At 33.9% G+C, this 15,914-nt stretch carries 15 protein-coding genes; all 15 read right to left on the bottom strand.

Annotated elements, in window-relative coordinates:
- Positions 1 to 37 precede the first annotated feature (37 nt).
- The 15 genes from pheT to mltG all read right to left on the bottom strand — a co-directional run bounded on the left by pheT (position 38) and on the right by mltG (position 15,870).
- The gene (pheT, locus tag V4762_RS07525) at positions 38 to 2,461 is read right to left on the bottom strand and encodes a phenylalanine--tRNA ligase subunit beta (RefSeq protein WP_347315170.1); all 2,424 of its coding nucleotides are present in this window, start codon (positions 2,459 to 2,461) and stop codon (positions 38 to 40) included.
- A 54-nt stretch (positions 2,462 to 2,515) separates the two neighbouring features.
- Positions 2,516 to 3,538, bottom strand: a complete 1,023-nt coding sequence (gene pheS, locus V4762_RS07520; protein ID WP_458646947.1) for a phenylalanine--tRNA ligase subunit alpha — start codon at positions 3,536 to 3,538, stop codon at positions 2,516 to 2,518.
- Between the two features lie 52 nt (positions 3,539 to 3,590).
- A complete protein-coding gene (locus V4762_RS07515) occupies positions 3,591 to 4,067 on the bottom strand; it encodes an NTF2-like N-terminal transpeptidase domain-containing protein (protein ID WP_347315168.1) in 477 nt (158 codons plus the stop codon).
- A 21-nt stretch (positions 4,068 to 4,088) separates the two neighbouring features.
- A complete protein-coding gene (gene amrA / locus V4762_RS07510) occupies positions 4,089 to 4,595 on the bottom strand; it encodes an AmmeMemoRadiSam system protein A (protein WP_347315167.1) in 507 nt (168 codons plus the stop codon).
- Between the two features lies 1 nt (position 4,596).
- Positions 4,597 to 6,576: an ATP-dependent DNA helicase gene (locus V4762_RS07505; RefSeq protein ID WP_347315166.1), complete on the bottom strand. Its 1,980-nt coding sequence runs from the start codon at positions 6,574 to 6,576 to the stop codon at positions 4,597 to 4,599.
- Entirely contained in the window at positions 6,563 to 7,459 is an 897-nt protein-coding gene (locus tag V4762_RS07500) for a DMT family transporter (RefSeq protein WP_347315165.1), read from the bottom strand. The genes V4762_RS07505 and V4762_RS07500 overlap by 14 nt, the downstream gene beginning before the upstream one ends.
- Positions 7,456 to 8,640: an FtsW/RodA/SpoVE family cell cycle protein gene (locus tag V4762_RS07495; RefSeq protein WP_347315173.1), complete on the bottom strand. Its 1,185-nt coding sequence runs from the start codon at positions 8,638 to 8,640 to the stop codon at positions 7,456 to 7,458. The genes V4762_RS07500 and V4762_RS07495 overlap by 4 nt, the downstream gene beginning before the upstream one ends.
- A gap of 56 nt (positions 8,641 to 8,696) precedes the next feature.
- Positions 8,697 to 8,942 (bottom strand): cell division topological specificity factor MinE, encoded by a 246-nt coding sequence (gene minE / locus V4762_RS07490; protein WP_347315164.1) that lies wholly within the window; start codon positions 8,940 to 8,942, stop codon positions 8,697 to 8,699.
- Positions 8,943 to 8,960: 18 nt separating this feature from the next.
- Complete coding sequence (minD, locus tag V4762_RS07485; RefSeq protein WP_347315163.1) at positions 8,961 to 9,761, bottom strand: septum site-determining protein MinD; 801 nt, start codon at positions 9,759 to 9,761, stop codon at positions 8,961 to 8,963.
- A gap of 4 nt (positions 9,762 to 9,765) precedes the next feature.
- Positions 9,766 to 10,284, bottom strand: coding sequence for a septum site-determining protein MinC (locus tag V4762_RS07480; protein WP_347315162.1), 519 nt, complete (start codon positions 10,282 to 10,284; stop codon positions 9,766 to 9,768).
- A gap of 145 nt (positions 10,285 to 10,429) precedes the next feature.
- Entirely contained in the window at positions 10,430 to 12,133 is a 1,704-nt protein-coding gene (gene mrdA, locus V4762_RS07475; protein WP_347315161.1) for a penicillin-binding protein 2, read from the bottom strand.
- Positions 12,134 to 12,595: 462 nt separating this feature from the next.
- Positions 12,596 to 13,225: a rod shape-determining protein MreC gene (gene mreC / locus V4762_RS07470; protein WP_347315160.1), complete on the bottom strand. Its 630-nt coding sequence runs from the start codon at positions 13,223 to 13,225 to the stop codon at positions 12,596 to 12,598.
- Between the two features lie 154 nt (positions 13,226 to 13,379).
- The gene (locus tag V4762_RS07465; RefSeq protein ID WP_347315172.1) at positions 13,380 to 14,381 is read right to left on the bottom strand and encodes a rod shape-determining protein; all 1,002 of its coding nucleotides are present in this window, start codon (positions 14,379 to 14,381) and stop codon (positions 13,380 to 13,382) included.
- 24 nt (positions 14,382 to 14,405) lie between these two features.
- Entirely contained in the window at positions 14,406 to 14,945 is a 540-nt protein-coding gene (locus tag V4762_RS07460) for an SPOR domain-containing protein (protein WP_347315159.1), read from the bottom strand.
- A gap of 4 nt (positions 14,946 to 14,949) precedes the next feature.
- Complete coding sequence (gene mltG / locus V4762_RS07455; RefSeq protein ID WP_347315171.1) at positions 14,950 to 15,870, bottom strand: endolytic transglycosylase MltG; 921 nt, start codon at positions 15,868 to 15,870, stop codon at positions 14,950 to 14,952.
- Positions 15,871 to 15,914 lie beyond the last annotated feature (44 nt).

The following is a 15,914-nucleotide window of genomic DNA, read 5'->3' as shown; positions in this document are numbered from 1 at the left end:
CCTCACGATAACTAATTAATCAGATATACGATTAATTTTAGTTTTCACTTCTAATAATAATAGCAAGATTATCTTTTAATTTTTGCACTATTATATTAACCCATTCGTTAATCTCGTCGTTCGATAGAGTTTTTTCATCACTTCTAAATCTTAGGCTTAGGGTTATGCTCTTCATGTTGTCGGGTATACCCTTTCCCTGATATACATCAATAACAGTTAGACTTTCAAGTATGGGACAATTTAATAGTTTGACCTCATCTTGAATTCTAAAATAAAATACTTCATTGGGCACTATCAGTGAAATATCCCTGGTAGCCGCAGGAAAGATAGAAAAATTATGTTTATCATTTTTTAGTTCCATTAATTCAAAAAATTCATCTAAAAATAGCTCTGAATAAAAAAATGGCTGATTGATATCCCAGTTGTGCAAAATTCTCGGATTAACCTCGCCAATTTCTATTATTTTTTTATTATTAATAACAAATGCACAAGAAATAGATGGATGAAATACCTCCCTTACTTCAGGTGAAACATCCCACTCAGAAAAGCCGAAAAATCTCAAAAAATTCTCAAAAATCCCTTTAAATGAATAAAAAGACCAATTTTTATCATCAACAGATAATCTCCAAGGATTTAGCTGTCTTCTTCCTGTGGCCACTGTCCCCAAAATATGATCCTCTAAAAATGAGTTATTTCTCTTTTTAAATACCTTCCCAACTTCAAAAAAAGAAATATCATAAATTTGCCTATTCAAATGCCTCTTTAAAAGCATGGTTAATGGCTCTAACATTGAAGTTCTTAAGACACTGTGCTCTTCAGAAAGAGGAGACAACACCTTTATAACTTCGCTTTCATCATTGTAAATTGAGCTATCACTATTCTCAGCAAAGGTTACACTTGTTTTTTGAATATCGTCCATAGATATCAAAGTGTCACAAATTGATTCAGTAAAGCCATTGCTTGAAAAATAATTCTTTATTTTATTAACAAATTTTATTTTTTTGGGTAAAAATCCAGGCATAGCTTCATTTGGCAATACGGAAGGAACTTTTGAAAAGCCTTGAAATCTTGCAACTTCTTCTATAAGATCGGCGGCCTCTTTAATATCTAACCTATATGTAGGCCTAATTACGTTAAATCCATTTTCTTTAAGATCGACTTTAAAATTCAAGTTTTGAAGAGATTCTTGAATGTCGGTTTTAGAAAAAGATGTTCCCAAAACTGAATTTACTTTCTCTGGCACCAAGAATATGTCTCCAGAATTTTCTGGGATAATTCCATCAACTTCGACATTGCTATGCAGTGAGGCACCGGTTATTGAAGCTATCATAGACGCAGCAAAGGTGATTATATTTGAGACATCTTTCCAATACAAGCCCTTCTCAAACCTAATAGAAGCCTCACTCCTGATACCCAACCTTCTCGATGTCCTTCTAATATTTACATGATTGAAAATGGCAGCTTCAAGAAAGACATCAGTTGTCTCGTTTGAGATTTCCGAATTTTCACCACCCATAATGCCAGCAAGTCCTATTGACCCAGATTCGTCTGCTATTACAATATCATTTTCATTTAAAGATACTTCAGACCCATCCAATAGTTTTAATTTTTCTCCATCAAGTCCACGTCTTACAAAGATGTTTTTATTTATCTTATTCATATCAAATGCATGGAGTGGGTGGCCGAAAAGGTGCATAACATAATTTGTACAATCAACAATATTATTAATCGGTCTTATACCAACTTTTTTTAACTTTTCGGCAATAAATGGCGAAGAAGGCTTTATTTGAACATTTTCAATCCACTGGCCTAAATAAACAGGACACCCTTCCAAAAAATTAATTTTAATTTTGACAGGACACGGGTCATTTGAATATTTACAATCAAACCCATTGATCTTAACTTTTAGCTTTAACTTTGCACCAATCTCCCTTGCAATGCCAACAACCCCCATTAGATCAGGTCTATTGGCAGGGATGGCCAAATCAAATACATAATCTTTTTCGCCCAGAACAGAAACAAGATCTGCGCCTATTTGGAATTTTTCATCGTTCAATATCATAATGCCAGAGTGATCCTTGCCAAAGCCTAATTCATTCGCAGAACAAAACATCCCTTCTGACAATATGCCTCTTAATTTTGACTTTTTTATAGTAGTGCCAGTTGATAATTTGGAGCCATGAAGGGCAACTGGAACAATATCGCCTACACTTAAATTGGTTGCTGCAGTGACAATCCTTTTTACATTTTCTCCAAAATCCACGTCTACAACGAAAAGCCTGTCTGCATCTGGATGCTTTTCATGATTTATAATTCTTCCTATTGCTACGTTATTAAAATCTGTCTTAACTTCATCAATTTGTTCAACTTCTATTCCAGCACTTTGCAATATATCTGAAACATTTTCTACAGTAAGACATTCGCCAAGAATTTCACTCAACCAAGATAAGGAAACCTTCAAAGCAATAAAACCTCCTTAAAAAAATGAATAAAAAAGTTATTAGAATGAAAAATTCTAACTATTTATAAATGAATGTATAAATCTCAAATCGTTATCGTAAAACATCCTTATATCGTTAATCGAATATTTTAACATCGCCAATCTCTCAGGGCCCATTCCAAATGCGAATCCTTGCCACTCCTCTGGATTATAGCCAACATTTCTCAAGACGTTTGGATGAACCATTCCAGCACCCAGTACCTCTAACCATCCAGTATGGCTACAGATTGTACATCCCTTCCCTTCACAAAATATGCACTTTATATCAACTTCGGCACTTGGCTCAGTAAATGGGAAGTAACTAGGTCTAAACTGAATCTCGCAACCTTCTCCAAAAAAAGATTTTGCAAAATATTCTAAAGTGCCCTTTAGATTAGCAAATGAAATTTTTTTGCCGATTGTCAAACCTTCGACTTGATGAAAAACAGGAGAGTGTCGTGAATCTTTAGCATCTCTCCTATAGGTTTTGCCGGGAGCTATTATTCTAATTGGCGGTTTTAGTGATTGCATTGCTCTAATCTGTACAGGCGAGGTATGAGTTCTTAACAATATATCGTTAGATAGATAAAAAGAGTCTTGCATCTCTCTCGCAGGATGGTCTTTTGGAATATTTAGGGCTTCAAAGTTGTAGTAATCGCTCTCTATCTCAGGGCCCTCAAATATTGTGTATCCAATGCCAACAAATATTTCAATAATATTGTCTATTACAGTTGTCAGAGGGTGAAGCGAGCCGACATTTTGACAGTCTCCAGGAAGAGAGCTATCGATCCTCAATTTCTCAAGGTTATTGTGAATTGTCTGTTCTTTGATCATAGACAATTTTCTTTCTTTTATCTCAGTAATAAAAATTTTTATACTATTAAGCTCCATACCAAATCTTTTTTTCTCTTCAAAACTTAAATCTTTCAATTTAGAAAATAGCTCGGTAATTAAACCTTTTCTCCCAAGATATTTTGAATATATCTCCAAAATTTCCTGACTAGAAGAGGCCTTTTCTATTTCTTCCTTAGCTTCATCTTTTAATGATTCCAAAGACAATCCTTATTCCTCCTTTAGCTTATAGACAAAATTTTCATATTTATTGATATTACTAATCTGGCAACATTGATCCTGGTGATCCAGGGAAGTAAATTGGAATAGAGGAAAGTCTCCATTCGTTATCTTCAACGTATACAGAAATAGTCTTTACAATATCAAATTTTTGATTGTTTTCAGTAAACGAGATTTTTATATTGACTTCAGCATAGCCTCTTGCAGTCTTAAAAACGGCTTTTGAAAGTTTATAAGAATCAATCCTTAGACCATTAGCCTCAGCTTTCTTAAATTCGTTTACAAAGGTATCTTTGGAAACTATTTTTTTATCCCCTTTCAACAAGTACACGTACATTTTGTCATAATCACCCTTCATCCAATCTGAAAAGTAATCTTTTAAGGCATCAGTCGCTGTGCCATGAGTGAATACTACTGTTCCTTCCAGACTTGGATTGGATTCTGGATCAGCAAATGAGCTGGTCTGAAAAAATAACACTGCTACTACTGTAAATAAAATTAAAATTAAATTTTTCATTTCAACACTCCTTTAGATATTTTAAGAAAATCTTTCAACTGTAAAGGTAAAATAATCACAAGGCATAGAGTTAAATATACCCGCTTTCATCTTTGAAATTTTTATTTGCTCATATACACTATCTACTCCTTCTAAATCAGGAAGCAACAAGCCCTGCCTTGTTCCCTGTCTTACAATAATTCCATTTATTTTCGGATCCAATTTTTTCAAATCCAACACCGGCACAATATCAGATAAAACATCCAACTTATATTCTAACAAGTCCAATTCATCAATAGTAACCGGATCAAACCTTGGGTCCCTTGTGGAAGCGCTTATTGCATTTTCAATTATTTCCTGATACAAAGAATCATAAAAGGGTAAAATGGTTCCAATACAGCCTCTCAGCTCTCCCTTTTTATAAATCGTACAAAAACAGGCACTCTTTTTGCTAAAAAGAGCTGTATCTTTGTAGCCTTCATCAGGTTTTTTATGCTCCTTCACCCAAAGCTCCACAGTCTGCTTGGCAAGCTGAACATAGGGATGCATTTTATTTACCTCCCCAGATAAATTTTTTAACAAACTCTGGATCCCAATTATATAGGATATCACAAGGCTTAAAAAGTTCCAAAAAATCCCACTTTAAGATTCTAAAATCTAAGATCACAAAAGCTCCAACGTCATTCTTACTTCTAATAAGTCTTCCAAACCCTTGCCTTAGAGATAGCTTTGCGTTTGGCAAATAACTTTTAGTAAAAACTTCCTTCCCTTCATTTTTTTCTCGCATAACCATTACGGGATCACTTGGATTTGGAAAGGGAATTCTATCGATGATCAAAAGAGATAGAGATGGACCAGGAACATCAATACCTTCCCAAAAACTGCTCATCCCAAAAAGTACCGATGAGCTATCGTTCGAAAATTCATCTATTAACTGAATATTTGATTTTTCACCTTGAAATAGATATTTAAATTTTCTCTTTTTCGAAGTTATTAATTTTTTCGTTTCGTTCAAGTTCTTTTGTGACGTAAAAAGAACAAGAGCATGGCCTCCAAAATCTTCAAGAATACACTCAACAGCATCTGCCACCTGGGATGAAAACAAAGGAGACTTTGGATCTATGTCAAAATTTTGCGGAACAATTATCTTTGCCTGTTTTTTATAGTCAAAGACGCTTTTAATTACAATCTTATTGTCAGCTTTGAAATCAAGCTCGTTTTCAAAGTAATTAAAATTTTTCTTGTCAGGCGTAAGGGTTGCCGAATACAAGACCATAGATTTTGGAGCTTGCAATTCAAGAATGTTATTGAGAATTCCTTTTACATAAACAGGCTCAATTGATAGGCAGCTTTTTTCATTAGAAAATGAATATGAAATATTTGGATAGTCATTTAGGTTTAAAAAATCTGAAATAGACAGGGCACAAGATTCGATTTTTCTCTTATAGAACTTCAATTTTGTATCAGCTAAACCCTTAGAACCGATTTTTTCTAAAAACTTCTCCCATTCTACGAACTCACTTAAGGCCTTTCTTGATGTGTCCAATATTTCATTGCCAATTTTTTCCAAAAAAGGTAATGGTTTATGAAAAGTTATAAGTCTTAAATTCTTATTAATTTTAGGATCGAGGCAGTGTTCTTGAAGTAGGTTGAAAAAGGTCTCATAAGATAATTTTAATTCATTAATGTAGTTTTCTAATGACTTTAAATCGTTCACAACTGGCGACAAAATATCTGGTTCCCTATCTGCTATTTTCATGGCTATCCCGCGCGGCAAGAAATAATTTAAAGAATTTTTTGAAAGTTGTCTTGTGTAAGCTGAAGATAATATTGAAGGCAGGTGATGAGCCTCATCCATGAGTATATGATCATAGTTAAAAGGAAAAGAACCGTTTATCAAGTTAAAGAAAAAGGTATGATAATTTGAAACTAATATATCTAAATCATTCAAGCTGTTAACAAGTCTAAAATAGTGGCAGGAACCGCTAATCAAATATGGACATCTTCTACCAGGGCAATCCTCATAATCCACTTTTATTATATCTTTTATTTCATAACTTAGAAAGTCATCATATTCACTTAAGTCACCGTCATGTGAATTCCTTGCCCAATCTCGAATTAAATTTAGCTCATCTCGATATATTAGGCCCTGAGTTCTTAATGCCTCATCAAAACGTAGCCAACAAAAATAGTTCGATCTGCCCTTAATTACTCCATATTTAAAATCGACTTCAGTAAGCTTGTTTAAATTTGGCAAATCTTTTTTTATCAATTGATCTTGCAAAACGATTTTTGCAGTTAAATATAGAACTTTTGAGTCATTAATAAAGATATCTGCTATGGAAGGAATTAGACTCGAATATGTTTTGCCAATTCCTGTTGGTGCCTCAACAAGTGATATCTTACGATCTTCCATAGTTTCAGCAATTAATTTCGACATCCTTCTCTGGCCCAATCTTTTTTCAAGAGAGGATTTTTTTTCTATTAACTCAAACAAAGAATCAATCGAAATTATTTTATTTTTTTCCATTTAACCAATTAATTTTTCTGCTTGCAAGAACAGGATTTAATAGCGTTCCAAAAATTCCAAACAGTATAAAGGTAGCCCCTATTAGCTTATACCCAAGAGTTTCTTGAAAAAATACAATTGCGGCAACACTGCCAACTAATGGCTCAATAAAGGTAAAAACAGCTGCTTTCGAAATCTCTACTCTGCTCAAGCCATAGTAAAACAAAAAATAAGCTATAATTCCAGGAAAAAATATTAAATAAAATATTTCCATAATATTATGGAATGAATATTTTCTAAGAAATATATTGAAACTTACAAAAGGAAAATATATCAAAGTTGCAGTCGAAAATCTATAAAGTGTGAGCTTAAGTGGCAATATATAATTTGAAAAATATTTTCCAAACATACTATTAATTGCATACGAAATCCCAGAAATAAGACCAAATATCATAGTTATTCCAGGATTTATGCTCTTGCTATCATAACTGGTGATAAAAAGTAGTATAATGCCAAAAAATCCCAATAGAACACAAAATATTAGCCACTTTGTAAGCTTTTCCTTAAAAAAATACTTTGCAAATATAGTGATAAAGAAAGGAGCAGTGTATAAAAGCAATACAGAGATAAATATTCCGTTTAACTTAACTGAAGTAAAAAAAGAAAACCATTCAATAATGGTAAATAATGCAAACAAAAGCAGGGGATAAAATAGTCTTTTGGAATATAAATACCTAATATCTCTAAAAAGTGGTATAAAACCAATTAAAAATACTCCGAATAGCCTAAAAAAGACCACATCGCTTGCGTTAAATCCAGACCTGTACAGAAGCTCAGCAACAGGCCCTAAAAGACCCCATAAAACACAACTAAGTGAGATAAAAAGGTAACCAGTAAGGATCATTTAAATGACCAATTTTTGTTATGATAATGCATACTGCTTATTAAACCTAAAGCAATAAAATTTGTCATTAAAAAAGTGCCGCCATAAGATACAAAAGGCAGAGGTATGCCAGTAACTGGCATAACGCCTAATACCATGCCAACGTTTACAAAGGTGTGAAAAGAGATTAAAAAAGACCATAATACACAAAAATAACCCAGATATCCTTTAATCTCAAAGCCGATTTGAAGGATCCTTAATACCACTAAAAATTCTAATAATATCGTTAAAAAGCCGCCAATTAAACCCCACTCCTCAACAACTGCACTAAAAATAAAATCAGTGTGCTGTTCTGGGATAAAGTGAAGTTGAGTATGCGTACCATTTAAAAAACCCTTACCAAATAAGCCGCCAGAAACAACTGCCGCCTGAGACTGAATAAGATGGTAACCAGTTCCAGTTGGATCTTGAAATGGATTGACAAAAGCTAATAATCTTTCTTTTTGATAATTGTGCAATGTATTCCAGCCTATAGGACCAGAAATAGCAGATATTAAAATAAGTGAAGATATTAAAATGATAGATAATTTGCTTTTTTTAACCTTAAAAAGTATATAGAGAACAAGAGGGATTAATATTATCAAGAGTAACTTAAAAAAGTACACAAAAAACGATAATACTACTGCAGCAAAAACAAGATAAATAATCATATCGAAACCGTAAAATGCAAATCCTACCAACCAGAGAAATAGAATTGCCAAAGCAGTACCAAGATCTGGTTGCAAAGAAACAATTACGAATGGAATTACAGAATAAAGTATTGAGTTAAGTATTACAATATAATCTTTATTATTCGAAGTAAAGATCTTTGACAGGTGGATCGCAACCAAAAGTTTTAAGAATTCCGAAGGCTGAAATGAAAAAGGGCCCAAAGACAGCCACCTTCTCGACCCAAGCGCCACCTGTCCGAAAATAATAGTAAACAATAAAACAAAAATCCCAAAAAAGTATATCTTTTTTGAATTGTCAAATATGTGTCTTTCTCCTATGTATGAAGAAATTAACATTAAAACAACTGAAATTAAATACCAGGCGAATTGCTTTATTACAAATATATATCGATTACCATTTGTTAAATAGACATTGGAATAAGTAACACTAAAAATGTTAACCATTCCCCATATAGTTAAAACAGTAACCATTAAAAAAAGTTTTAAATCAATTATTAATATTATATTTTTTAGTCTTTGGAACAATGCTATCTTTTTCTTTTAAGTGGAATATTCACAATAAGATGGCTAAGATCAGATTCTGTTGATTCAACAAAAACATTTGCAGCTTCTTCATCTATTTCCATATATTTACCAATAACCTGTATAATCTCTTCTCTAATTTTTTCCTGTAAAGCAGGGTTTATAGAAAGCCTATCAAATGTCAAAACAAACTGTAGTCTCTCTTTTGCAATTGTTGAGTTCTTGTCTTCCTTTTTGAATAAAAAGTCCAATATTCCCACTTTACTCTCCTAACCTAGCCTTAAAAAGTCTTTAATCTTTTTTAACAATCCATTATTTTCTTCAAAAGAAGGAAAATCAACCTTTTCTCCCATTAGTCTCCTTGAAATTCTCTGGAAGGCTTTACCGGCATTCGTTATATCAGAGGTCACAATAAGCTCACCTTTATTAGCAAAGGCAATAATCTCTGGATCTTCGGGAACAATGCCTAAAAGTTGAATCCCCAATATATGCAATACATCCTCCACATCAAGCATGTTGCCCGACTTAACCATTGCATACCTATACCTATTTAGAACAAGATAGTGATCCTTAATCCCCTTTGCTTCCAACAAGCCTATTACCCTATCTGCATCCCTTACAGCAGTGACTTCAGGCGTTGTAACAACAATGGCTTCATCAGCAAAATTTGAAGCGGCCATAAATCCTTGCTCAATACCTGCAGGCGAATCAAGGATTACATAATCAAATTCATTTTTCAAACCCTTTATAATCTCACCAAACCTGTCTATAAGCCCAGCAAGATCAGATTTGTCGTGAATCTGAGAAGCTGCAAGTAGATACAAAGAACTTATTCTTTTATCCCTTACAATAGCCTGTTGAATCTTGCATCTTCCCTCCATTACATCCATTACATCGTACACAATTCTCTTTTCAAGGCCCAGGATAATATCCAGATTCCTCAAACCAATATCTATGTCAGCCAATAATACTGATTTGCCCAGACTTGCCAGACCACCACCTAAATTTGCCGAAGTAGTAGTCTTGCCAACTCCACCCTTACCAGAAGTTACTACAATGCACTTCCCCAAAATATCACTCCCCTATCAAGAATTTTCGTCCCTTCCAGGACTCAATATTTATTTTATTATCTTTATAGTAAGCAACCACATTATCGTTCAAATCCTTACTATCATCTGTTGACAGCTCAAAAAAACCGCCAATTTGCAATTGAACTGGGTCAAAATCTAAAGCAAAAACAATGGAACAAACATCTAAAATCCCAGCCTGGACGACTCCTTTTAGGCTACCAAGCACTATAACAGAGCCACCAGCAGAAATTTTTGAACCCGGATTTACATCACCTAAAATTATAACATTTCCTTTAAAATCAACTTTTTGGCCAGATCTCAGGCTTTTATAAATATATTTAGTAGGCATTTTATCAAAACATATTCTATCATCAATACCCTCAACACTTTTGACACCCTTATCAGTTAAATCTAAGTCCTCAAATTTAAATGATTCAATTTCCTCAAACTTAGCTAATTTAAGCTTAAGCTGTTCAATAAAAGAAATCTCTAGATCGCATAAAGGTTGAATTTCAAAAACCACCTTTGTGCCTTCAAAGAATCTTTTATTGCTCTCAAAAAAAATTTTTACATAATTGATTATATCCGATAAAGAAGATCTTTGCTCTATTACAAGTCTAAGAGCTCCCTTACTTCCTACTAGACGAAATCTCCTATTTTTATCCATATCACCTTTCCCTCAAACCAGGATTAGAAAAATAATAATCTAAATAAGACTTTGCTACTGGTCCAGAAAATGAAGCACCTTCGCCAATGTGTTCAAAAAAAACACAAACTACAATTTCAGGAGCATCATAAGGAGCTGCTGCAACTATCCAGGAGTGAGGCTTTTTCCTGGGAGGATCTTCTGCTGTACCTGTTTTTGCTATTGCGGTATACTTATCGCTATTCAAGATCTCAGCCGTTCCCTCTAAAACTGCCTTCCTCAATCCCTCTCTAACCACTTCAAATGTTTTCTCGCTAAACTTTAAACCATCATAAGATGAATATGAGCCATTAATTAATTTACATCCTGCAAAGCTTCCTTTGTTCACAAAAATGCTCATCATCCTTGCTATATCCAATGGCGTAGTACGAACAAACCCCTGACCAATAGACATATTAACTGTATCACCATCATACCAAACATCATTAAATTTTTTTTCTTTCCATTCTTGTGTAGGCAGAAAGCCTGTTTCTTCTCCAGGCAATTGCAAACCACTAGGCAGATTAATACCAAACTTGTTAGCATAATATCTTATTTTTTCTGGTCCCAATCTTAAACCCAGAGTATAAAATACTACATCACATGATTGAGCGATAGCCTTCTCAATATGAAGATGACCATGTCCACCTGGAAGCCAGCAATAGAAAGTGTGATCTCCAACTTTTAGATATCCAGGGCAATAAAACATCTCTTCTGGAGTAGTAACTCCCTCTTCCAGAGCAGCAACGCTAACTGCTATTTTAAAAGTAGATCCAGGCGGGAAAGATGAGAGAGCTCTATTTACAAAGGGATGCTCCTCTTTTAAGATGTCGTTCCAGTCTTTTTGTGACATTCCATAAACCATCTTGTTTGGATCAAAATCTGGAGAGCTTGCAATAGTCAATATTTCGCCACTTCGCGGATCAATAGCCACAAGAGCCCCAGGCCTCTCTGCCAAAAGTTTTTGGGCATGTTCTTGAAGATCAGAATCAATATTTATTTTTATATTTTCGCCTGGTATTGGCTTGGTTCCCTGAAATCTCTTCTGTATATTTCCAAAAGCATCTACAATTGTAATATCGGCGCCGTCCTGTCCTCTTAGCTCCTTATCCTTTACTAATTCCACACCAGTTTTGCCAACAATCTGATTTGGATGAAGATAGGGAAATTCTTTTAGATCTCTTTCTGAAGCTTCACCAACATAACCTATGGTATGGCATCCTACATTTTTTAGTGGGTAATTTCTCATGGGAATCTCAATAAGCCTAAATCCCTTTTGCCTAAAAGTGAGCTCAGATAAGCTAAGATATTGTTTATTGTCTAATTTCTCATGAAGTATATAAGGATATGGGTTTCCTACACTTTTCTTGATAGCATCATAGATCTTGGAAGTATCCTGATTAATGATTGGCCCTATGCTGTCAGCTAGTTCCATAGCATTGTTATCATCTTTAGCTATAAACATTATCGCATGCGCCGAATTGTCATAAGCCATAGGCAATCCTTTTCTATCAAAAATTTTTCCTCTTGGAGCCGGAACAGGGAAAATTCTTGTAGTACTGTCAATTGTTACCTGTTTAAACTCATCACCACTAAACATAGCCAACGATATAAGCCTATAGTTTAGTACCGTCCAAAGCAATCCTAAGAAGCCAAGAGACAAAAATTCTCTTCTCCTAATTTTCATTTTGACCCACCAATAAATATTTGTAAGATTTTTGGATAACAAAAAAGAAGATCCAATTCAAACAAGAATTGACAAATACGATTAAAAAGAGATGTGAGAAATTAAAAATATTTATTATATTGGATACAAAAACATATAGTATTAAATAATAGCTCAACATTGAAAATATAAAAATTAGAGTTTGGCTCCATCTAAAATTTTTCTCCAGATACAATTTTATAAATATAAACATAAATATAAATATAATAAGATTTGTGCCTAAATAGATTCCCAATCTTAGATCATCAAAAAACGAAAAAAACAACAATGGCAATAAAATGCTCTTTGAAAAACTAAAATTATAATATAAGGCAAAAAGAATAGCAGGTGTAAGAGTTAGTATAATACTTGAAAACCCAAGTGTATTAACAAAAAATAAAAATAATATCTGAACAACATAAAAGAATAAACAAATTATGGAACTCAACTTCCAAGATAGACCCATACGTCATCAACCATCTGTATTTGTTTTATAGGCAAAGCAGTAAAAACAGTGTTCAAACTGCCAACGTCATGAAGACCCATAACCTTCGCAACGGGAATATCTGGAGGCAAAAGTGATGATGGGACACTTGCAGTTACCAAAACTTCAAGAGGATGAATTGCTACAAATACACTTGGAACATTAAAGAGTAACTGCTCAGAACCAGTACCCTCCAGAATTCCATATAAATTCGATCCATTCAGTTTTACAGGAATTTTTACCGTTTTGTCTCCAATATATGAAACCCTTGAATAAGTACCAGCAACGTCAGAAATTAATCCTATGATACAGCCGTCAGAAATTACAGGCATTCCCGTTTTTATTCCATTATCATAACCTACATTAATAATTAGATCTTGATAAAAAGGCTCAGTTCTATATAAAATAGTAGCTTTCAAAAGTTTAAATTTTGGGTGTTGAGATTGAAAATTTTGAAAGGCCTTTTCATTAGATAAACTTTGAGCATCTTTTAGAAGTAAGGCATACGAAAGCCTTAACTGCTCATTTTGTTTTCTCAAATCTTCAACTTCTTTATTAAGGCTGATATTATCATTGGCAATATTAGCCAAATTATTAGAAAAATGCTCCAAACCAGTTGCCCAACTGCTCAATATATATACAGGCGTTAAAACAAAGAACCCTACCCTGTTATAAATATTAAATTTATAATTTAAAAAAAATAAAGATATAAATAAAAAGAAAACTAAAAAAAATATTTTTTTTTTAGTTTTTAAAAACATGACCAAATCTATCTATGTCCTCCAAGACCTTTCCAATACCTTCGGCAACTGCGAGCAGTGGATCCTCTGCCAAATAAACAGGTATTTTGAGCTTTTCAGATATATATTTGTCTAATCCCTTAAGGAGAGCTCCACCTCCAGCAAGCATAGCACCTCTTTCCATAATATCAGAAGCAAGCTCTGGAGGAGTTTGCTCTGCTGTGAGCCTTATGGTTTCAGTTATTTGATCTACTATAGGGCTTATGACCTCTCTAATTTCAATCGAAGTTAAGTTTAAACTCTTTGGTAAGCCAGTAATTAGGTCTCTTCCTCTGACTTCCATATTTTTTTCTTCTCTCTGCGGATAGGCAGAGGCAATATTAATTTTTACATCTTCGGCAGTTCTCTCGCCGATAAGTAAATTGTACTCTTTTTTACAATATTCCATTATCACATCGTCCAGTTCATCACCTGCAACCCTTAAACTCTTTGCAACAACCATGCCGCCAAGAGAAATAACAGCTACTTCAGTAGTTCCACCACCTATATCGATAATCAAGCAACCCTTAGGTTCGTCAATAGGCAAACCAGATCCAATTGCAGCAGCCATCGGCTCTTCGATTATATATGCCTCTCTGCCACCAGCTCTTTGTGAAGCTTCAATTACTGCTCTTCTCTCGACTCCTGTAATGCCTGAAGGTATCCCAACTATGATTCTTGGCTTAAAAATACCAGTTGAAATAGCCTTTTTTATAAAATATCTGAGCATCATTTCGGTAGTTTCAAAATCAGCTATCACCCCATCTTTTAGCGGTCTAATAGCAACTATATTTGAAGGAGTTCTACCAAGCATATTTTTTGCTTCCATCCCTACAGCTACTGTCTGCTTCTTCTCGATATTATAAGCAACTACTGAGGGCTCCTGGGTAACTATTCCTTTTCCGCGAACATAAACTACTGTATTTGCAGTACCTAAATCAATGCCAACATCATTAGAAAATTTCATAAATCCAAACAACTTTTATCCTCCTCATTGTTCACTAATAATTTTTGCATTAATTCCTTTTAATTTTAAATTATTAACAAGATTTAATGCATCTTCCCTGTTATTCAAAGCAGCCAGTTGCAACCAATAAGCACCATTGGCTTTCAAAAGAATACTTGAATAACCCAACTTAAAAAGTTCATTTTTTGTTCCAACACTGTCTTGTTCATCGTCAAACGGCCCCAACCTAACTTTATACAACAAATTTTTTGAGTTCTTTACATTGTTAGTTTGAGGTTCGTTAACGGTACTTTTATTGTTTTCTTCACTGCTTGCTTTAGAATCTTCGCTACTTTTAGTTTCAGTATTATAAACCTTTTGTTGTGAATTTATATTAGAATTTGATTCTCTATTTTGTACAGGAGCTTGTACAGCAACATTATTATTTTCATTGGACGCAACCGTTTGAGTATGAGGCTTGTTAAAAAAGATTACATTAAACCCTTTGCCAAGTAAATAAAATCCAAAAAAAGATAATAAACAGGAAAATATTATTATGACAACATAAACCATTTTATTTTTCAAAATATCAACCTCCAAGACTTTTTATAAAGGCTTGTTGTTCCTCATATGTCCTTGAGAAAAAGTGAGTTCCATCTCCTTTTGCTACAAAGTACAGATAATTTGTATTAGCGGGATGAAGAACTGCCTCAATTGATTTTATCGATGGGCTGTTGATAGGCGTTGGCGGCAAACCGTAATGTAGATAAGTATTGTAAGGAGATTCAATTCTAGTATCAGCATAGGAAAGCACGTCTTTATGGACTGGCAAAAAATACTCAACACTGGCGCAAGATTCCAACGGCATATTTATTTTTAGCCTGTTCAAAAAAACCGAAGCAATTATTGGTCTTTCCTTGTCTACCTTCGCCTCTCCTTCCACCAAAGAAGCAAGCTTTAACACATCGTAATAATCTTTTCTGTCTTTAATAAGTGGCCAAACCTTTTTTTCAAAATCGCTGAGCTGCATATCTATAATTTCTTTTGGCGGATCGTTTTTCCCAATAAAAAATGTGTCAGGAAACATAAACCCTTCTAAGGTTTTAGAATTAATACCCTTTAAAAACGGATATTTATCAGAAAATGATCCTAAATCATTAGATGCAATATTTTCATATTCTTTATAACCGTCATAACCATCTTCTTTCAAAGTAAGCGTCATATCTTGAATCCTTTGTCCCTCCGGAAATGTAACTTTTATAAAGCTCTTTGATCCCTGTTGAATGATATCCGTAGATTCTAGAAAACTTCCCGATAACTTATAGTTGCCAGCTTTGGGTTCAAAATTTCTTAATCTTAGGTATAAATCAGTCAATATAGACGGACTAACATCGTATGCTTTATATAGCCTATCCAATACTGTCATAGACGATTCACCGCTATAAACATGAAAATTTATACTATTTGGTAATCTATAGAATAATACATAAGGGAAGTTGAAAATTACCAATAAAGCCAGCAACAACAAAAAATACAAACTCCATCTTTTCAAAT

This window comes from Thermodesulfobium sp. 4217-1, from assembly GCF_039822205.1.
Classification (GTDB): domain Bacteria; phylum Thermodesulfobiota; class Thermodesulfobiia; order Thermodesulfobiales; family Thermodesulfobiaceae; genus Thermodesulfobium.
Note: the sequence above shows the minus strand (reverse complement) of the source record. Positions and strands in the feature narration are given on the sequence as shown.